An 18,308-nucleotide genomic window follows, 5' to 3' on the forward strand; every position below is an offset into this window, starting at 1 on the left:
GCAGCCTGATTCCCGCCAGAGGGATGGCGACCCGATGACGCCCGCCCGATCCGCCGAGTGCCAGGTGCGGGACGAGGCGGCCTACTGGTTCAGCCGCAACCGCGCGCCCGGACAGGCCGCCGAGGAACGCCAGCGCTTCGAGGCCTGGCTGGCGGCCGATGCGTCGCATCAGGCCGAGTACCGCCTGCTGGAGCAGCTCTGGCGAGCTGCCGACCTGATTCCCGAGCAGCGCCTACGCGAACTCTGCGCGGCCAAGGCGCAGCCCTTGCCCGCACCTGCGCGGCGGCGCTTCCTGCAGGGCGCGCTGGCGGCCGCGGCCAGCGTGGTGCTGGCCGGCGGGGCGAGCTATGTGTTCGATCCCTTCTCGTTGCGTGGCGAAACCTACGTCACCCAACTCGGCGAGCGCCGCCAGGTAACCCTGGCCGATGGGTCGACGCTCGATCTCAATGGCCGCACCCACGTCAGCGTCAGCTACACCGCCGACCGCCGCCTGGTGCGGCTGGAGTCCGGCGAGGCACTGTTCAGCGTGACGCCGGACAAGGCGCGGCCCTTCCTGGTCGAGGCCGGGCCCGGCCGCGTGACCGTCACCGGCACCCGCTTCAACGTGCGCCGCGAAGCGCGTGGCATGCGGGTAGCGGTAGCGTCCGGCCACGTGCGGGTGGCGGGTGAACAGGGTGAGGCCAGCCGGCCGCTGCTGGCCGGCGACGGCGTGCAGGTGGCGGCCGACGGCCAGGTCGGCCCGGTGCGGCGGGTCGACGTCGCGGCCATCACCGCCTGGCGCCAGGGCAAGCTGGTCTTCAACGACGCGCCTCTGGCGGAGGTGGCGGAAGAGGTCTCGCGCTACCGCGAGAAACCCCTGCGCGTGGCCGCGGACGTGGCCAGCCTGCGCCTCTCCAGCGTGTTCCGTGCCGACGACACCGACGCCTTGCTGGCGGCCCTGCCGCGCATCCTGCCGGTCAGGGTAAGAACCCATCCGGATGGTTCAAGCGAAATAATTTCGTTTTAGATTCAGGTTTTTTCTCGCCCGTTCGTCTTCTCGTCCGACTCTTGGCGCCCTGGGGGATTTCAGGGCCACTTTTTCAGGACCGGACGAACGTGATCAACGACGTACAGCAACACGCCACACCGCCAGCTTTTCCCCGCAAGGCCCTACGTGCCCAGCATCTGCTGCCCCTCAGCCTGGCCATCGCGCTGGCGCTGGGCAGCGTCGGCGTCCAGGCCGGCGAGCGCAAGGACGTGCACATCCCCGCCCAGTCCCTGGCCGCCGCGCTCGGCGAGCTGGGCCAGCAGACCGCGCTGCAGCTGTTCTTCAGCCCTGAGCTGGTGGCAGGCAAACAGGCCCCGGCCGTGGACGGCAAGCTGCTGCCGGAAGAAGTGCTGGCGACGCTGCTGCAGGGTAGCGGCCTGACGTTCGACCTGGCCGACGGCACCGCCATCCTGCGTCGCGTTTCCGCCGAGGAGGGCGCTGCGGCCATGGAGCTGCCGGCCTCCAGCATCAGCGTGGTGGGCGACTGGCTGGGCACCGCCGACGAAGCCGTGGTGCAGAACCACCCCGGCGCGCGCACCGTGGTGCGCCGCGAAGCCATGATCGAGAAGGGCGCGATGAACGTGCGTGACGCCCTGCGCGCGGTGCCCGGCGTGCAGGTCCAGGAATCCAACGGCACCGGTGGTAGCGACATCGCCCTGAACTTCGGCGTGCGCGGCCTCACGTCGCGCCTGTCGCCGCGTTCCACCGTGCTGATCGACGGTGTGCCGGCGGCCTTCGCGCCCTACGGCCAGCCACAGCTGTCCATGGCGCCCATCTCCCTCGGCAACCTCGATAGCATCGACGTGGTCCGGGGCGCCGGCTCCGTGCGTTACGGCCCGCAGAACGTCGGCGGCGTGATCAACTTCGTGACCCGTGCGATTCCGGAGACGTTCTCCGGCGACCTGTCCACCACCCTTGAAAACACCAGTCACGGCGGCCCCAAGTTCCTCAACAGCGCCTTCCTCGGCGGTACCGCCGACAACGGCATCGGCGCCGCGCTGCTGTATTCGGGCGTGAACGGCGACGGCTACCGCGACAGCAATAACGGCAACGACATCGACGACGTCATCCTCAAGACCCACTGGGCGCCCACCGAGCAGGACGACATCTCGCTGAACTTCCACTACTACGACGCCACCGCCGACATGCCCGGCGGCCTGACCCAGGCGCAGTACGATGCCGACCCTTTCCAGTCCGACCGCGACCATGACGACTTCAGCGGCCGCCGCAAGGATGTCTCGCTGAAGTACCTGCGCCAGATCGACGACGTTACCCAGGTCGAGGTACTCACCTACTACAGCGACAGCTTCCGTGGCAGCCATATCGCCAGTCGCGACCAGCGGTTCCTCAACGCCTACCCGCGCAGTTACTACACCTACGGCATCGAGCCGCGTGTTTCGCGCCTGTTCTTCGCTGGCGACAGCACCCATGAAGTCGGGCTTGGCTACCGCTACCTGAAAGAGGCGATGCACGAGGAAAGCAGCCGCGTGGCCCTGGTGAACAACGTCCCGACCCCCACCGCCGGCCCCTCGGCCGATGGCCATGTCTTCCAGGACCGTACCGGCGGCACCGAGGCCAACGCCTTCTACCTCGACGACAAGATCGATGTCGGCAACTGGACCGTCACTCCGGGCATCCGCTTCGAGAGCATCAACACCGATTGGCACGACCGCCCGGTGCTCGGCACCAACGGCCGGCCGGTCCAGGAGAAGAAGCGCAGCAAGGACTACAACGAGCCGCTGCCAGCCATCAGCGTGATGTACCACCTCTCCGACGCCTGGAAGCTGTTCGCCAACTACGAGACCTCGTTCGGCAGCCTGCAGTACTTCCAGCTCGGCCAGGGTGGCCAGGGCGACCTGGCCGCCAACGGCCTGGAACCGGAGAAAGCCAAGACCTACGAGGTCGGCACCCGCTACAACGACGAAACCTGGGGCGGCGAAGCGACGCTGTTCTACATCGACTTCGACCACGAGCTGCAATTCATCAGCAACGACGTGGGCTGGACCAACCTGGGCGCCACCAAGCACCAGGGCCTGGAGCTGTCCGGCCACTACAACCTGGACGCGCTGCTCGCCGGCCTGAGCCTGACCGGTACCTACACCTACACCCGCGCCACCTACGAAGGCGATATCCCGGGCTTCAAGACCCGCGACCTGCCGTTCTACTCCCGCCACGTGGCCAACCTCGGCCTGCGCTACCAGGTGGATCGCTGGACCTACAACTTCGATGGCTACGCCCAGTCGCAACAACGCGCGCCCGGCACCGGCATCGATGCCAACGGCAACTTCACCGGCAACTACATCACCGAACCGACCGCCGACGGTCAGTTCGGCGATATCCCCGGCTATGTGACCTGGAACCTGCGCGGCGCCTACGACTTCGGTGAACAACTGTCCAACCTGAAGCTGGGCGTGGGGGTGAAGAACCTCTTCGACAAGCAGTACTTCACCCGCTCCAGCGACAACAACGCCGGCATCTACGTGGGCCAGCCACGCACGCTGTACGTGCAGGCCAGCGTCGGCTTCTGACGCTCCGAGCCTGGGCACACGACCGGCGCTTGGGGGGATGGGGCGGGCGGCGTTGCGTTGAGGTCCGAAACCCATGCTGAGGTCGGTGATGGGTTTCGCGGGGCTCAACCGCATCCTCCGGCGACTCCCGGCATCGTGGCCGAGCCGGCTGTCGGGCTTCGCTGCTCGGCGCCAACCTATGGCGGGCCGTCACTCCCAGTCATCCGGCTTGCGGTCCTTGCTCGGCGCCTTGTCGCTGATGCGTTTCACGTCAGCCGCCGGCACCTGCTCCGGCGGCTGGCTGGGGCCCGGCGGCCTGGGCGCGGGAGCGGGCGTGCGGACATTGGGATCGCTGTTCATCGCGGGGTCCTCCGGGGCAGTCCCTTCCTTCCAGCGCAGCACATTTCCCGCGATCCGATCTGCCGTCGGTCGATCCGCCGGGGGGCGCATACACTGAGTGCATCAGCTGATGTGGAGACACGACCATGAGCGCCAATGTCGACCTGAACCAGCGGCCGCCTTATGACCAGGTGATCCAGGACATCGCCGACTATGTGCTGGATTACCGCTGCCAGTCCCCGGAGGCGCTGGACACCGCGCGCAACTGCCTGATGGACAGCCTCGGCTGTGCCTTGCTGGCCCTGCGTTTTCCCGAATGCACCAAGCTGCTGGGGCCGCTGGTGGACGGCACGGTGGTGCCCCAGGGCGCGCGGGTGCCGGGCACCTCGTACCGGCTCGACCCGGTCAAGGCGGCCTGGGACCTGGGTGCGATGATCCGCTGGCTGGACTTCAACGACACCTGGCTGGCGGCCGAATGGGCGCACCCCTCCGACAACCTGGGCGGCATCCTCGCCGTGGCCGACCACCTGTCGCAGCGGTGCGTGGCGCGTGGCGAGCCGCCACTGACGATGCGCGTGGTGCTGGAGGCCATGGTCAAGGCCCATGAAATCCAGGGGGTGATGGCCCTGGAGAACGCCTTCAACCGCGTCGGCCTGGACCATGTGGTGCTGGTCAAGCTGGCCTCCACCGCGGTCTGCGCCTGGCTGATGGGCGCGACCCGCGACCAGTTGCTGTCGGCCATCTCCCATGCCCTGGTGGACGGGCAGGCCCTGCGCACCTACCGCCACGCGCCCAATGCCGGCTCGCGCAAGTCCTGGGCGGCGGGGGACGCCACCAGCCGTGGCGTGCGCCTGGCGGACATCGCCCTGCGCGACGAGATGGGCGTGCCCGGCGTGCTGAGCGCGCCCCAGTGGGGCTTCTACGAGGTGTCCTTCAGCCACACCAACAAGGACCTGGCGGCCAAGCCCGAAGACAAGCGCCGCTTCAGCCTGTCCCAGGGATTCGGCTGCTACGTGATGGAGAACATCCTGTTCAAGATCCGCTTTCCCGCCGAGTTCCATGGCCAGACCGCCTGCGAGGCGGCGGTACGCCTGCATCCGCTGATCCGCAACCGGGTGACGGAGATCGACCGCATCGTCATCACCACCCAGGAGTCGGCCATTCGCATCATCGCCAAGGAGGGGGCGCTGGCCAACGCCGCCGACCGCGACCACTGCCTCCAGTACATGACGGCGGTGGCCCTGGCCTACGGCCACCTGGAGGCGGAGCACTACGAAGACGCGTTCCACCGCACCCATCCGGTGATCGACCGGCTACGCGAGCGCATGGAAGTGGTCGAAGACCCGCGCTACAGCCGCGAGTACCTGGAACCCGACAAACGCTCCATCGCCAATGCCGTGCAGGTGTTCTACAAGGACGGCCGGCATACCGACAAGGTGGAAGTGGAATACCCCATCGGCCACCGCCGCCGCCGTGCCGAGGGCATGCCGCTGCTGGAAGAGAAGTTCAAGGCCGCCCTGGCCACGCATTACGCCCCCCAGCGCTGCGCCCGCATCTTCGACTTGTGCAAGGACCAGGCCGCACTGGAGGCGATGCCGGTGGACCGTTTCGTGGAACTGTTCGTGACCTAGGCAGGGGCCGGCGGACCGCGAGCCTTGCCCGGCCATCCGGTGGTGCAGGGCGTCCGGCCTCAATCACTGCGCCACCCCCTGTCTTGTCGCAGGGCGGGGTGATGGCCGCGTTCCTATACTCAGAGAACCTTGGCCGAAAGGCCGGCGGGGCGGGCATACCCCGATGCGCGCTGAAAGAAGTCCCCCCGACGCTGGGGCGGGACGGTGGCCAGGCTGGTTCCGGGACGTCCTGGGCGCGGTGTTTCCACTCCTGATCGTCGCCTTGCTGGCGATGCAGGCGGGGTGCGCCTCGAAGGCACCCGAGGCGCCGCCGGTGGTGGTATCGCCAAGTACCTGGCGGCAGGTCGACCGGGACATCGCCGCCGCCTCGCTGGCGGCTACCGGCCAGGCCCGCCGCTATGCGCAGGACTCCATGGAGCGTTGGATGGACCTGGTCTACCAGCGCACGGATACCGCGTTCGTCCCCTGGTTCACCAGCTTCTGGACGCGCAAATGGCTGAGCATCAAGGTCACCTGGTATCGCCTGAGCTCCGACGGCGAGCGTGAGGAAACGGTGAACCGGCTGTCGCGCTACCTGCAGGAGGCCTACGACGACAAAGTGCTGGAGCCCGTGTCGCGGGAGCTGGACCCGGACGACATCATGGAGCAGGCCACGCGCACGTACATCCAGCAGCTCGACGAGCGCCTGCAACTGATACCCCAGCGCTTCGGCGTGCCCAAGGACCAGTTCGCCCAGCACCTGCACGAAATCCCGGCCATCGAACTGGCGCCCCCGATCAGCCAGAGGGCTTCGCTGCTGCAGGTACTGCGTGCCGACCCCCTGGAAGAGCAGCCGGCCTACGCCGCCCTGATGGCGCACATCCGCACGGCGCCGGACGGGGCGGGCGCCTGGACCACGGATGCCGGCCTGTCGTCCATCACCCGCCAGACCAGCGAGCAACTGGCGTCGGAAATGGTCACCAGTGGCGCGGCCAGCGTGGTGTCCGGCCTGGTGGGGCGGGCGGCCGGCTCGGTGCTGTCCCTGGGCTTCACCGGCATCAGCGCCATGCTCCAGGAGGAGGAGCGGCCGGGGCGCGAGGCGCAGTTGCGCAAGAGCCTCAACGACGCCTTCGATGAAGAGTGGCTGGAGCTGATGCGCAACCCCGAAAGCGGGGTCATGGCGGGGGTCTTCCACCTGTCGGGCCAGGTGGAAGGCAGCCTGGAACGAACCATGACCCAGCCCATCCGGTTCGAACCGCTGCCCAGGGTGCTGCCGCCTGGCAACTAGCGGGCCTGGCGGTGCCGTTCAGTCCCGGCCGCCGAGGCCTGTCATGAAATGAAAAGCCCCTGTCGCGCGATGAGAAGCACCGCGAGGGGGGGACGCCTAGAGTCCAATCCATGGGTCCGTAACCCGACTACAAGAATCGAGATTGGAGACAAGTCATGGCCAAAGCCGTTCGCTTCTATGAAACCGGAGGCCCGGAAGTGCTTCGTTACGAAGAGGTCGAGGTGGGTGATCCTGGCCCCGGTGAGGTGCGTGTCCGCCACGTCGCCGTCGGCCTGAACTACGCCGATACCTACTTCCGCAATGGCACCTACCCGATTCCGCTGCCCAACGGCATGGGCGTGGAAGCCTCCGGCGTGGTGGTGGCGGTGGGCGAGGGCGTCAGCAACGTCGCCCTGGGCGACCGGGTGACCTACACCGGCTTCCTCAACACCCTCGGCGCCTACAGCACCGAGCGCCTGGTGCCGGCCGCGCCGCTGATCAAGCTGCCCGAGACCATCTCCTTCGAAACCGCGGCGGCCATGACCATGCGCGGCCTCACTTCCGCCTACCTGATGCGTCGCATCCATGACTTCAAGGAAGGCGACAGCATCCTGCTGCACGCCGCCGCCGGCGGAGTGGGCCTGATCGTCTCGCAATGGGCCAAGCTGCTCGGCCTGACCGTGATCGGCACTGTGTCCACCGAGGCCAAGGCGGAAATCGCCCGTTTCCACGGCTGCGACCACGTCATCAACTACAGCGAAGAAGACATCGCCAAGCGTGTGCGTGAGCTGACCGGCGGCGTGGGCGTGAACGTGGTGTTCGACAGCGTCGGCAAGAACACCTTCAACGCCTCGCTGGATTCCCTCAAGCGTCGCGGCCTGCTGGTCTGCGTCGGCACCGCGTCCGGCCCGATCCCGCCCTTCGATCCGGTGCTGCTGGCGATGAAAGGTTCGCTGTTCGTCACCCGTCCCGCCCTGGCCGACTACATCGCCGATCCGGCGGAAAAAGCCGAACTGGTGGGCGAGCTGTTCGACCATGTCGGCAGCGGCCGCATCAGCATCGACATCAACCAGCACTACGCGCTGGAGGATGCGGTCCAGGCCCATCGGGACCTGGAATCGCGCAAGACCACCGGTTCGTCCATCTTCGTCATCTGAGGTCGCTGGCCATGAAAGTCGAGCAACTCACGTGCGCCATCGGCGCCGAGATCAGCGGCGTGAACCTGGGCGACGCCTCCCGTGACGACGGCCTGTTCGCCGAGATCAAGGCGCTGCTGCTGCAGCACAAGGTGCTGTTCCTGCGCGACCAGGACATCAGTCGCGCCGAACATGTGGCCTTCGCCCGCCGCTTCGGCGAACTGGAAGACCACCCGGTGGCCGGCAGCGACCCGGAGCATCCGGGCCTGGTACGCATCTACAAGGAGCCTGGCCAGCCCAACGACCGCTACGAGAACGCCTGGCACACCGATGCCACCTGGCGCGAGGCACCGCCCATGGGCTGCGTGCTGCGTTGCGTGGAGTGCCCGCCGGTGGGCGGCGACACCATGTGGGCGAACATGGCCCTGGCCTACGAGAAACTGCCGGAAGACGTGAAACAGCGTATCGCCGGCCTGCGCGCCCGCCACAGCATCGAAGCGAGCTTTGGCGCCGCCATGCCGCTGGAGAAGCGCCTGGCACTCAAGGCCCAGTTCCCGGACGCGGAGCACCCCGTGGTGCGCACCCACCCGGAAACCGGCGAGAAAGTGCTCTTCGTCAACGCCTTCGCCACCCACTTCACCAACTTCCATACCCCGGAGCACGTCCGCTACGGGCAGGACTACAGCATGGGCGGCAGCGACCTGCTGCGCTACCTGGTCAGCCAGGCCTACATCCCGGAGTACCAGGTGCGCTGGCGCTGGAAGCCGAACAGCGTGGCGATCTGGGACAACCGCTCCACCCAGCACTACGCCGTGATGGATTACCCGCCCTGCGTTCGCAAGATGGAACGCGCCGGGATCATCGGCGACAGCACCTTCTGATTTCTGCCGCCCGGCCGTGCCGCGCACGGCCAGGCCCCTTGAATAACAACTAACCGAGGGCATTCACATGCAATTCTTCGACGATTCGCTGCACCCGGAAAACATGGAAAAGGTGGTCATCACCGTGGCGCCCTACGGCCCCGAGTGGATGCCGGCGGACTTCCCGGAAGACATCCCGGTGACCATGGATGAGCAGATCCAGAAGGCCGTCGACTGCTACGAGGCCGGCGCCACCGTGCTCCACCTGCACGTGCGTGAACTGGACGGCACCGGCTCCAAGCGCCTGTCGAAGTTCAACGAGCTGATCGCCGGCGTGCGCGAAGCCGTGCCGGACATGATCATCCAGGTTGGCGGCTCCATCTCCTTCGCCCCCGAGAGCGAAGGCGAGGCGGCCAAGTGGCTGTCCGACGACACCCGCCACATGCTGGCCGAGCTGACTCCGAAGCCCGACCAGGTCACCGTGGCCATCAACACCACCCAGATGAACATCATGGAACTCCTCTACCCGGAGTACCTGAAGGGCACCTCCCTGGAAAACCCGATGTACCAGGCGGCCTACAGCGAAATGACCGTGCCGGCCGGCCCGGCCTGGGTCGAGGAACACCTCAAGCGCCTGATGGCCAACGGCATCCAGCCGCACTTCCAGCTCACCGGCATGCACGCCCTGGAAACCCTTGAGCGCCTGGTGCGCAAGGGCGTCTACAAGGGCCCGCTGAACCTGACCTGGATCGGCATCGGCGGCGGCTTCGACGGCCCCAACCCGTTCAACTTCTTCAACTTCATTCACCGTGCGCCGAACGGCGGTACGCTGACTGCCGAGTCGCTGCTGAAGAACGTGCTGCCGTTCAACACCATGGCCCTGGCCATGGGCCTGCACCCGCGCGTCGGCATCGAAGACACCATCATCGACCAGCACGGCAAGCGCTTCACCTCCGTGCAGCAGATCCAGCAGACCGTGCGCATCGCCCACGAGCTGGGCCGCGAAATCGCCAGCGGCAAGGAAGCACGCGAGATCTACAAGATCGGCGTGGAGTACAAGGACGTGGAAGAAACCCTGCGCATGAACGGTATGGCGCCGAACCGCCAGCCGGGCCAGAAACACGTCCCCATGCGTGCCTGACCTGCGCGGCCCGTGCCGGCCCACAAGGCCGGCCAGGGTGGGACGGTAACCCGCCGTCCCGCCGACTCGCGTGACAAGAACAAAAAAACGCATATCCAAGGTATCGCCATGGCTTTTCATTCTGCCGCCACCGCTGACTTCGAAGAGTCGGCCGTGAATGTCCCCCGCACCTACGCCTGGGTCGTATTCGCCCTGACGTTCGGCCTGCTGATTTCCGATTACATGTCGCGGCAGGTCCTCAACGCGGTATTCCCGCTGCTCAAATCCGAATGGGCCCTGACCGATTCCCAGCTTGGCCTGCTCAGCGGCATCGTCGCGCTGATGGTCGGCCTGCTGACCTTCCCCCTGTCGCTGCTGGCTGACCGCTGGGGCCGGGTGAAGAGCCTGGTGCTGATGGCCATGCTCTGGAGCCTGGCGACCCTGGGCTGCGGCCTGGCGGAAAACTACGAACACATGTTCATCGCCCGCTTCCTGGTGGGTGTGGGCGAGGCCGCCTACGGCAGCGTCGGCATCGCCGTGGTGCTGTCGGTATTTCCCAAGCACATGCGCGCCACGCTCACCGGCGCCTTCATGGCCGGCGGCATGTTCGGCTCGGTACTGGGCATGGCCCTGGGCGGCATCCTCGCCGAGCACCTGGGCTGGCGCTGGTCCTTCGCCGGCATGGCGTTCTTCGGCATGGTCCTGGCCACCCTCTACCCGCTGGTGGTCAAGCAGAAGCGCCTCGGCCAGCCGCTGCCCAAGGCGAATGGCAATGACGAAGCGCCCTGCCGTCGTCCGCTGAAGACCCTGTTCGCCAGCCGCTCGGTGCTCTGCGCCTATATCGGCAGCGGCCTGCAGCTGTTCGTCGGCGCGGCGGTGATGGTCTGGTTCCCGAGTTTCCTGAATCGCTACTACCACATGGGCACCGACCAGGCCGGCGTGGTCTCGGCCATCATCGTCCTCACCGGCGGCGCCGGCATGATCCTCTGCGGCATCCTCAGCGACCGCCTGTGCCGCAACGCCCCGGACCGCAAGATCGTCCTGGCCATCGCCTACTGCCTGATCAGCTGCGTGCTGCTGTCCGTGGCCTTCCGCATGGCGCCCGGCGTGGCGCAGTTGGTGGTCATCGGCCTGGCCATGCTGGTGGCCACCGGAACGTCCGGTCCGGCGGGCGCCATGGTCGCCAACCTGACCCACTTCTCGATCCACGGCACGGCTTTCGCCACCCTGACCCTGGCCAACAACCTGCTGGGCCTGGCCCCCGGCCCCTATCTCACCGGCGTGCTGGCCGACCATTTCGGCCTCGACCGCGCCTTCCAGCTGATCCCGCTGATCAGCATCGCCGCGGCTCTGGTGTTCTGCTACGGCAAGCGTCACTACCACCGCGACATCCAGAAGCTGGCGCCAATGATGGCCAGCGAGGAGCGCCCATGACCCCTCTGTTGGTCGAAATGACCTTCGACTTCATCTGCCCCTGGTGCCTGATCGGCAAGCGCAACCTGGAGAAAGCCCTGGCGGTGCTCGCCAGGAGCCGCCCGGAGGCACCGGTGAGCCTGCAGTGGCGCGGTGTGCAACTGCTGCCGCAACTGCCGGTGGACGGCGTGCCGTTCATGGACTTCTACATCCAGCGGCTGGGCAGCGAAGACGCGGTGCGGGCGCGCCAGCAGCAGGTGAAGGAAGCCGCCTACCATGCCGACGTGGACATCGACCTGAAGAGCATTCAGCGCATGCCCAACACCGCCAACGCCCATCGCCTGCTGGAACTGGCCATGGCGCAGGGCAGCGAGCGCCAGATCGACGCACTGCTGGAGCAACTGTTCGCCAGCTACTTCCAGCGTGGCGAGGACCTGGGCGACCGCGACCTGCTGCTGCGCCTGGCCCGGCAGTGCGGATTCGACCCGCAGCGTCTGGAAACCGTGCTGCTCGACGATGGCCGCCCCTTCGAGGGCAGCGAGCGCGTGCCGTCCACCACCGCGGTGCCGTCGTTCGTGATCGACCAGCGTATCCAACTGGCCGGCGCGCAACCGCCGTGGCTGATGCTCGCCCAACTGCAGCGCGCCCTTGACCTGCGCGCGGCGCCCGAGGCCCGCGCGTCATGACCAGCCGGGTTGAAGTCCCCGCGGAAAAGGTGCCGCCGGAGGGCGGTCGCAGCCTGTTCCGCCATGAGGGCAAGTCCTTGGTGCTGTTCAACCAGGGCGGTGCGCTCTACGCCATAGACGAAGGCTGCCCGCATAACGGTGCCTCGCTGTTCGGCGGCCGCCTGGAAGGGCGCCTGCTGCGCTGCCCGGCCCACGGCCTGCGCTTCGACCTGGCCACCGGCTGCGTGCCCGGCGTGAAAGGCTTCGGCGTCGCCACCTACGCGGTGGAGCTGGAGCAGGGCCGTTGTTTCATCGATCTGTCGCGGCCCCGGCCGCAGGAACGTTCTGTATGTCCGCAACCACAATAGCCGCGCTGGGATCGCGCAGCCGGGTGCTGATGCCCGGCGTGATCGTCAGCGCCATGGTCGCCGCGGCGGCGACCTTCCTTTCCGAGCACTACGGTGCCCCGGTGATGCTCTTCGCCCTGCTGCTGGGCCTCTCGGTGAACTTCCTGGCGGCCGACAACAAGTGCAAGCCCGGTATCGAATTCACCGCCCGCGAAGTGTTGCGGGTCGGGGTGGCGCTGCTGGGAATCCGCATCACCCTGGAACAGATCGCGTCCCTCGGCTGGCAGCCAGTCGCCATGGTGGTGGCACTGGTGGTGGTCACCATCCTCGTGTCAGTCGCGGCGGCGCGTCTTCTCGGATTCAACAGCCTGTTCGGCCTGCTCACCGGCGGCGCCACGGCCATCTGCGGCGCCTCGGCGGCCCTGGCCCTGGCGGCGGCGCTGCCGGCCCATGCGCAGAAGGAACGCGCCACCCTGTTCACCGTGATCGGCGTGTCGGCGCTGTCCACCCTGGCGATGATCCTCTATCCGATGATCGCCGAGGCCTTCGACCTCTCGCCGTTGCACGCCGGCCTGTTCATCGGCGGCACCATCCACGACGTGGCCCAGGTGGTCGGCGCGGGCTACAGCATGTCCCCCGAAACGGGCGACAGCGCCACCGTGGTCAAGCTGATGCGCGTGGCCATGCTCCTGCCGGTGATTCTCTGCGCCGCCATGATCACCCGCCTGCGTGGCGCCGAGCCGGGCACCAAACGGCCGCCGCTGCTGCCCTGGTTCGCCGTGGGCTTCGTGGTGCTGGCTGCGGTCAACAGCACGGGCGTCATTCCGGCTCAAGTACAGGACGCCGGCAACGAACTGTCGCGCTGGTGCCTGGTGATCGCCATCAGCGCCCTGGGCATGAAAACCCAGCTCAGGGAGCTGGCCAGCGTCGGCATCAAGCCGATCCTGCTGATGGTGGGTGAAACCGCGTTCCTCGCCGCCCTGGTGCTGGCGATGCTGCACTGGGGGTTCTGAAGACTTACTCCTGCTCCCGTGAGGGGGTCATCGACGCCTGCCACAGCGGGCATTTACCGCGCCGGAGCCTCGTGGGACGGGCTCCGCAGCGCGGTTTTTTTTTGAGCGTGAGAAACCGCGTCCTCAGGGCATGGTCATGAGTCACCGGCTCTGCCCAGGCGTATGAGGGCAGGGCGGCTGCCGAGCCTGCGAAGCCCGGCGATGTTCCACATCCATCAGCACGCTTTCAGAATGGGGCCGGGAGTTCCCTCCCGCCGTCGACGCAGACCGAAGTCGATGCTCATGCCGACACCTCCTTGCCCGAAGCCATCAGGGCCGGCAAATCCCGCCAGGCCACCCAGACCTCGCCCTGCCACTTGACCACCCCGATCCGCCGGCCCTGAACATTCACGACGTCACGGCGCGGCGCCGCATCCGGCACCCGGTGATAGTCATGCAGCGTCGGCACCAGCACCTCGCTCAACCAACGGCCGATATCGCCGTGCCCTGGCTCGCCGAACCGGAACAGCACCTTGTAGGCGCCGAAATCGCTGATGGCCGAGACCTCTTCATGAGCGTCGCGGGTGTACGCCAGGCGGAGCGTCCGTTGCTCGTGCGGCGCCAGGGCCGCCAGCAAGGCGAGGGCGTCGGGGTGGCCCAGCAGCCGGGCGAAATCTTGGGCGACAAACCAGGGCTGGTTGTCGACCATCACGGCGCGCAGGCGATGGGCATGGTGGAAGAAAACGAGGGGGGTATATGCGTCGTGCATGGTGGAACTCCTAGCTAAGGTCTCTGGAGTCGTCACCGTCCGCTGTCATTCGAAGGGTGACGGATCACGCGGGGTTGACAGACCGGAGCTAGGACCCGGCAGACCACGAGGGCCTCCCCGCGCGATCCGCCATAGAGCAGTGCAGTTCAGAAAACTGCATGCGAGCAAGAGCCTGCAAAAAACGTCCGCCGTTTTTCGCATGCACCTTGCGGCGCAATCGCGCCTAGCTGTCGGGCTGTCAAACCCGGCCACGGGATTGACCGTGGCCGGGGCAGGATAGGGATGGAGGCGCAGGACGGCAAGGGGAGGGGAGTGATGAGGGCGGATTATGACCCAGCGCGGCCGGAGGGGACCGGCAGAGATCGGCCAATAGCGGACGCTAACGATAAAGCTAACAGGCAGGAAACGTGCAGATTTTGACTGTCCAGAGAACGAAGTTAGAGACAGTTGAGTTCATTGTTAGGGTTTTTCCGGAAATAAGAATGGAAACTCTGCTTGGCTTCCGTTCTTTAACTTCTGGAAAAGAGTGTGGGCGTGCTCTCCAATTCCCTCCTCGTGAGTAGCTAGGTCTAGGTAGTAATTCTTGTCCTCATGTTTTGCATATATTAACCAATCGCCAGTCAGTCCCCTTTTGGTACGCTCTGTGAATCCATCTATTACGAGTTTGTGAGCTAGATAGCCTGGCCAGGCGTCTGGGTCGTCGCCATGTGCTTTAGCTACATCGCTAATCATTTTATCCAGATCCCGATTTCCATAATTAGGCATATTCCACCGGATGCCAATATTCTTAATTAAGTGTTGTGCAGAGAAAAAGTGCTTATGCCAAAAGGGGAAGAGTGGTAATTTTTTGAATTGGGATTCCGGCTTGGTTCGCGATGCCTTTGTTATGCCTTCTAGATAATTTATTTCGTCAAGAACAGCAAATCTGTCAAATCTTGGGTTAGATGAATCTAAGAGTCGAACCGCCAAGGCAACGCTTATTCGCTCGAAATAATATTGCCCTCGAACTGCCGCAAGCTTAAGGTATCTTACTTGCTCTTTATCTAGACTGACTGTTGCGTGTCTTGGTTCGGTCATGAGGTCAACCTAACGTCCGGCGAACGAATTGATCGGCAATTGAATGAGTTGTTAGCGCTTGCCTGGAGCCATTCTAAGGCGCTCGGAAACCTCAAACTCGAGAAGGATCTTCTTTATTTCTTGCTCCCGTTTTCTCGGGTCTAGAACCCCTTGGATATGGCTTACGAATTCGCGCTGACACATAACCAGCTCTGACTTTGCGTCGTATTCTGGTCCCGATTCTTTTAACGCATCATACGCGGCCACAACACAATCTAGAACCGGTTGGCGTACCCCGCGGTAAGCTGGCTCTTTGTGTGTGCCGTAGTCATCGGCCCATTGATTGGGAAAGTACCAGCGGCCTGTGTCGATGAGGGTGCTTAACTTAATTAGCACTGGCCTCTTGTGCTCCCCATTTAGCTCCGGGTGCTCTGAGATGTGCGTGGCTTCGGAGATCGCGGCACATACTTCCTCTCCCCACACGCGTGTAGAGTTGAAAAATTGATCTGTCCATTCGCGAAGCTTCAGGTCATGCTCCTTTTCGAGAATCTCTGCACTACTTCTGGCTTGGCGCGTGGCTTCTTGTTGTTGTTTCTCTGCTGCCTTTGAGGATTTTGCAGCTGCAATTGCTGATGCAATTGCTACTGCGGTTGCTATCCATGTTGCGATATCTCCAAACTCAATGCTTAGCATTTTTACCTCTAGCACTATGAAATTAGGGCCCCGCGTGGGGCGTTAAAAAACCATCGCTAACACCTCGCATCATCGGTAGCAAAAGGCTGAGCGAGTAAAGAGAGGCGCTTTTTCTGCCTTGGTGCATTTGATGTTTAGAGTCTGCATAGTTTTTCTGTTTCCCACGTTGCTTGAAAAGATATAGTGCCTTCTCCACCTACAATAAAACCAACTGACGCAGCGAGACCGGCCGTAACTGCAATTTCCTTAGGTGTAATCTTTGATTTACAAGCAAGTAAAATTGCCTGCTGAAGCATAGATTCCCTTAAGGCCTCTATGAAGTCTTCTTTAGGTACTGGAATGTTGCTTGCTGGCGACGGCGTTGTTTTTGAGGGTGCGTCAAGTTTTGATGTGGACCATTCGACTGGGATTATATTGCCAAGCGCAGATGCCCCGTAACTTTCACTGGCAGGCAACCATGCTCCTCCAATTTCGCCTTTTTTGTTTGTAAACTTGTACACTTGGCTAAATGATTCTGGCAATGAGTCATAGGACACTGCCTTTGCGGTGTAGCCCCTGTTAATCGCCATTGCAACTGGCTCAATTCTCTCGGATGAGGCAGGTGATACGTAATATCCCGCCAATTCATTGTCAGCACCGAATACCTCAAAGGCTTTTGGGGAAGCCTTATTGTCACCTACTATCTGCTTAATAGCGGGCTTGCTTATGGAGGGGGTGGTGCTTTTTCTTATTTCATCTGGCGCAATCTTTAGATAGTAACTAATGCTCCCGTCGGTATTAATCACTGCATGCATATCGCCGCTAACGATTTCTTGTGACCATATGAGAGATGGATGCAGAAAGAGCAGAAGCAACAGTGTTGAAGTGCGCATATTTCCTCCTTGATCCCCCAGTGTTTAGCTCGTAGAAACTACTACCGTGGCGAATACTTAAACTTACCTCAACAACCCCGGCTGGAGTAGTGCCCATGCGCCAGATCCTGGCCTAGTGGCTTCATAGATGCAGGCAAATTCCAGGGAGTTGGCAGTTTCCCTCTTCTCCCTGATATCCCATGCCCGCTTGTCGAACTCTTTCCCGGCTTCCTCTCTTTCCGGAACGCCGAGAAGCTTCAACTGCCATGCATATCGAGCTATAGCAAATGCCACACACCGCTTGAACATTTCCTCATCCATTTGGATGCCTCCCCTGAAGCGCCACGCTTCATATTAGACAACAGCCAGGGGAAGCCATGTGGAGACCAGATCAGTAGGAATTAAGCGGTGAGACACCCTTGCTTTTGCCGGCCCATCGAATGACTGCCTTTGGTCGATTTCTGCCCATCGTGACCGGCAGAAGTCGCCCCATAGCTGCCGTTCGATAGGGATACTTTCGACCCAACGAGGACAATAGCGTGGCTTTTTGAGAGCCGCGTTGAATTGACGCTTCAGTCGCGGTCATGTTCAGCCACAGCGATGTGGACCATCTTTCCAATCGGGACCGCATCGGCGTTCCACGCTGATTTCGTTGTGTGCTCCGGCCATTTACCATCTGAGGCAATTGAACCTTGCGAGCTGCACATGAAAAAGCGCTTACCTCCATTGAACTGGCTCCGCGCGTTTGAAGCGTCTGCCCGCCACCTTAACTTCACCCACGCAGCCCAGGAGCTGAACCTCACCCAAGCCGCGATCAGCCAGCAACTCAAGGCCTTGGAGTCGCAGCTGGGCACAGCCCTGTTTAAGCGTTTGCCGCGCGGTCTGGAGCTCACGGAAGCGGGCATGTCTTACTTTCCCGTGGTGCGTGAGTCGGTGGAACGTTTGGCAGCGGCTACTGATGAAATTTTTGGCCAGGGGCATCGACGTGTATTGGTCCTGCGAACCAGTCTGGTGTTCTTCACGCACTGGCTAGCGATGCGCTTGCCGCGTTTTCGTGCTCACTATCCCCACGTGAACATCCGAATCGACAGCAATATCTGGGTAGATGACTCCGCGTCGGATTCGGACCTGGAGATTCGCTACGGGCAAGGGCGTTGGCCGGGTATGAAATCCGAGCGACTCACCTGGGATACCCTGCAGCCGGTGTGCTCTCCCAGTCTCCCAACGGCCGAAAGGCCCTTGAATCGCCCGCTGGATCTGGCCCACCACGAACTGTTGCATGTGCTGGGTTACGAAGAAGGTTGGGGCTATTGGCTCAAGAAGAACCGCGCGGACAGCGTTGACTCCTCCCAGGGGTTGCAATTCGACACGCTGATTTCCGCGCTTGAGGTGGCGGAATTGGGCCAAGGCGTGGCCTTGGCCCGCTCATCGCTCGTGCACCACCTGCTGCAAAGTGGCCGCCTCATTGCTCCACTGGGCAGCACGGTCGCCACACAGGAGGCCTTCTATCTCGTGTACACCCCGCACAGCGTTATCAATCCCGATGTTGCTGCATTTGCCGAATGGTTGACCGGTGAGGCGCAGGCCTTCCGCGCAGAAGCAGACTCCGCGAATGCTTGACGCCGACTGCAATAAGCTCCGCTCGACATCCATAAG

General features: G+C 63.7%; 18 protein-coding genes. 12 read left to right on the forward strand and 6 right to left on the reverse strand.

From position 1 onward, the window contains the following. The first annotated feature begins 34 nt into the window (after positions 1 to 34). Together PJW05_RS12335 and PJW05_RS12340 are read left to right on the forward strand one after the other, a co-directional pair. Entirely contained in the window at positions 35 to 1,006 is a 972-nt protein-coding gene (locus PJW05_RS12335) for a FecR family protein (RefSeq protein ID WP_271411982.1), read from the forward strand. A gap of 158 nt (positions 1,007 to 1,164) precedes the next feature. Further along, the gene (locus tag PJW05_RS12340) at positions 1,165 to 3,555 is read left to right on the forward strand and encodes a TonB-dependent siderophore receptor (RefSeq protein WP_442969254.1); all 2,391 of its coding nucleotides are present in this window, start codon (positions 1,165 to 1,167) and stop codon (positions 3,553 to 3,555) included. Between the two features lie 189 nt (positions 3,556 to 3,744). Here PJW05_RS12340 and PJW05_RS12345 read toward each other — a convergent pair whose 3' ends face one another. Continuing rightward, the gene (locus tag PJW05_RS12345) at positions 3,745 to 3,894 is read right to left on the reverse strand and encodes a hypothetical protein (RefSeq protein ID WP_271411983.1); all 150 of its coding nucleotides are present in this window, start codon (positions 3,892 to 3,894) and stop codon (positions 3,745 to 3,747) included. A 125-nt stretch (positions 3,895 to 4,019) separates the two neighbouring features. Here PJW05_RS12345 and prpD point away from each other — a divergent pair, with 125 nt between their 5' ends. The 9 genes from prpD (at position 4,020) to PJW05_RS12390 (ending at position 13,304) form a co-directional block, all read left to right on the forward strand. Next, positions 4,020 to 5,504, forward strand: a complete 1,485-nt coding sequence (gene prpD, locus PJW05_RS12350; RefSeq protein WP_271411984.1) for a 2-methylcitrate dehydratase — start codon at positions 4,020 to 4,022, stop codon at positions 5,502 to 5,504. 238 nt (positions 5,505 to 5,742) lie between these two features. After that, positions 5,743 to 6,771, forward strand: coding sequence for a hypothetical protein (locus PJW05_RS12355; protein WP_271411985.1), 1,029 nt, complete (start codon positions 5,743 to 5,745; stop codon positions 6,769 to 6,771). Between the two features lie 155 nt (positions 6,772 to 6,926). Continuing rightward, complete coding sequence (locus PJW05_RS12360; RefSeq protein WP_271411986.1) at positions 6,927 to 7,907, forward strand: quinone oxidoreductase family protein; 981 nt, start codon at positions 6,927 to 6,929, stop codon at positions 7,905 to 7,907. Between the two features lie 11 nt (positions 7,908 to 7,918). Then, the gene (locus PJW05_RS12365) at positions 7,919 to 8,767 is read left to right on the forward strand and encodes a TauD/TfdA dioxygenase family protein (protein ID WP_271411987.1); all 849 of its coding nucleotides are present in this window, start codon (positions 7,919 to 7,921) and stop codon (positions 8,765 to 8,767) included. 67 nt (positions 8,768 to 8,834) lie between these two features. Continuing rightward, positions 8,835 to 9,887: a 3-keto-5-aminohexanoate cleavage protein gene (locus tag PJW05_RS12370; protein WP_271411988.1), complete on the forward strand. Its 1,053-nt coding sequence runs from the start codon at positions 8,835 to 8,837 to the stop codon at positions 9,885 to 9,887. Between the two features lie 108 nt (positions 9,888 to 9,995). Beyond that, positions 9,996 to 11,300 carry an MFS transporter gene (locus tag PJW05_RS12375; protein ID WP_271411989.1) on the forward strand — a complete coding sequence of 435 codons (1,305 nt, stop codon included), beginning with the start codon at positions 9,996 to 9,998 and terminating at the stop codon, positions 11,298 to 11,300. Next, the gene (locus PJW05_RS12380; RefSeq protein ID WP_271411990.1) at positions 11,297 to 11,965 is read left to right on the forward strand and encodes a DsbA family protein; all 669 of its coding nucleotides are present in this window, start codon (positions 11,297 to 11,299) and stop codon (positions 11,963 to 11,965) included. The genes PJW05_RS12375 and PJW05_RS12380 overlap by 4 nt, the downstream gene beginning before the upstream one ends. Continuing rightward, complete coding sequence (locus PJW05_RS12385; RefSeq protein ID WP_271411991.1) at positions 11,962 to 12,312, forward strand: Rieske (2Fe-2S) protein; 351 nt, start codon at positions 11,962 to 11,964, stop codon at positions 12,310 to 12,312. The genes PJW05_RS12380 and PJW05_RS12385 overlap by 4 nt, the downstream gene beginning before the upstream one ends. After that, entirely contained in the window at positions 12,294 to 13,304 is a 1,011-nt protein-coding gene (locus PJW05_RS12390; protein ID WP_271411992.1) for a YeiH family protein, read from the forward strand. The genes PJW05_RS12385 and PJW05_RS12390 overlap by 19 nt, the downstream gene beginning before the upstream one ends. Before the next feature lie 280 nt (positions 13,305 to 13,584). On the opposite strand, the gene PJW05_RS12395 is transcribed toward PJW05_RS12390, so the two are convergent. The 5 genes from PJW05_RS12395 to PJW05_RS12415 all read right to left on the reverse strand — a co-directional run bounded on the left by PJW05_RS12395 (position 13,585) and on the right by PJW05_RS12415 (position 16,973). Further along, a complete protein-coding gene (locus PJW05_RS12395) occupies positions 13,585 to 14,052 on the reverse strand; it encodes a BRO-N domain-containing protein (protein ID WP_271411993.1) in 468 nt (155 codons plus the stop codon). Between the two features lie 459 nt (positions 14,053 to 14,511). After that, positions 14,512 to 15,129, reverse strand: a complete 618-nt coding sequence (locus PJW05_RS12400) for a hypothetical protein (protein ID WP_271411994.1) — start codon at positions 15,127 to 15,129, stop codon at positions 14,512 to 14,514. Positions 15,130 to 15,180: 51 nt separating this feature from the next. Next, positions 15,181 to 15,801, reverse strand: a complete 621-nt coding sequence (locus PJW05_RS12405) for a hypothetical protein (RefSeq protein WP_271411995.1) — start codon at positions 15,799 to 15,801, stop codon at positions 15,181 to 15,183. 134 nt (positions 15,802 to 15,935) lie between these two features. Next, positions 15,936 to 16,673, reverse strand: a complete 738-nt coding sequence (locus PJW05_RS12410; protein ID WP_271411996.1) for a hypothetical protein — start codon at positions 16,671 to 16,673, stop codon at positions 15,936 to 15,938. Between the two features lie 63 nt (positions 16,674 to 16,736). Then, the gene (locus PJW05_RS12415) at positions 16,737 to 16,973 is read right to left on the reverse strand and encodes a hypothetical protein (RefSeq protein WP_271411997.1); all 237 of its coding nucleotides are present in this window, start codon (positions 16,971 to 16,973) and stop codon (positions 16,737 to 16,739) included. A 384-nt stretch (positions 16,974 to 17,357) separates the two neighbouring features. On the opposite strand from PJW05_RS12415, the gene gcvA reads away from it, so the two are divergent. After that, positions 17,358 to 18,272 carry a transcriptional regulator GcvA gene (gene gcvA / locus PJW05_RS12420; protein ID WP_271411998.1) on the forward strand — a complete coding sequence of 305 codons (915 nt, stop codon included), beginning with the start codon at positions 17,358 to 17,360 and terminating at the stop codon, positions 18,270 to 18,272. The last annotated feature ends 36 nt before the right edge of the window (positions 18,273 to 18,308 follow it).

The organism is Pseudomonas sp. Q1-7 (assembly GCF_028010285.1).
Lineage (GTDB): Bacteria > Pseudomonadota > Gammaproteobacteria > Pseudomonadales > Pseudomonadaceae > Metapseudomonas.

Excerpts from the sequence above, each read along its gene's own strand:
- PJW05_RS12375 (WP_271411989.1), top strand. The coding sequence starts at position 9,996 with ATGGCTTTTCATTCTGCCGCCACCGCTGACTTCGAAGAGTCGGCCGTG.
- PJW05_RS12400 (WP_271411994.1), bottom strand. The coding sequence starts at position 15,129 with ATGACCGAACCAAGACACGCAACAGTCAGTCTAGATAAAGAGCAAGTA.
- PJW05_RS12335 (WP_271411982.1), top strand. The coding sequence starts at position 35 with ATGACGCCCGCCCGATCCGCCGAGTGCCAGGTGCGGGACGAGGCGGCC.
- PJW05_RS12365 (WP_271411987.1), top strand. The coding sequence starts at position 7,919 with ATGAAAGTCGAGCAACTCACGTGCGCCATCGGCGCCGAGATCAGCGGC.
- PJW05_RS12390 (WP_271411992.1), top strand. The coding sequence starts at position 12,294 with ATGTCCGCAACCACAATAGCCGCGCTGGGATCGCGCAGCCGGGTGCTG.
- PJW05_RS12380 (WP_271411990.1), top strand. The coding sequence starts at position 11,297 with ATGACCCCTCTGTTGGTCGAAATGACCTTCGACTTCATCTGCCCCTGG.
- gcvA (WP_271411998.1), top strand. The coding sequence starts at position 17,358 with ATGAAAAAGCGCTTACCTCCATTGAACTGGCTCCGCGCGTTTGAAGCG.
- PJW05_RS12395 (WP_271411993.1), bottom strand. The coding sequence starts at position 14,052 with ATGCACGACGCATATACCCCCCTCGTTTTCTTCCACCATGCCCATCGC.
- PJW05_RS12370 (WP_271411988.1), top strand. The coding sequence starts at position 8,835 with ATGCAATTCTTCGACGATTCGCTGCACCCGGAAAACATGGAAAAGGTG.
- PJW05_RS12405 (WP_271411995.1), bottom strand. The coding sequence starts at position 15,801 with ATGCTAAGCATTGAGTTTGGAGATATCGCAACATGGATAGCAACCGCA.
- PJW05_RS12415 (WP_271411997.1), bottom strand. The coding sequence starts at position 16,973 with ATGGATGAGGAAATGTTCAAGCGGTGTGTGGCATTTGCTATAGCTCGA.
- prpD (WP_271411984.1), top strand. The coding sequence starts at position 4,020 with ATGAGCGCCAATGTCGACCTGAACCAGCGGCCGCCTTATGACCAGGTG.
- PJW05_RS12360 (WP_271411986.1), top strand. The coding sequence starts at position 6,927 with ATGGCCAAAGCCGTTCGCTTCTATGAAACCGGAGGCCCGGAAGTGCTT.
- PJW05_RS12385 (WP_271411991.1), top strand. The coding sequence starts at position 11,962 with ATGACCAGCCGGGTTGAAGTCCCCGCGGAAAAGGTGCCGCCGGAGGGC.
- PJW05_RS12345 (WP_271411983.1), bottom strand. The coding sequence starts at position 3,894 with ATGAACAGCGATCCCAATGTCCGCACGCCCGCTCCCGCGCCCAGGCCG.
- PJW05_RS12410 (WP_271411996.1), bottom strand. The coding sequence starts at position 16,673 with ATGCGCACTTCAACACTGTTGCTTCTGCTCTTTCTGCATCCATCTCTC.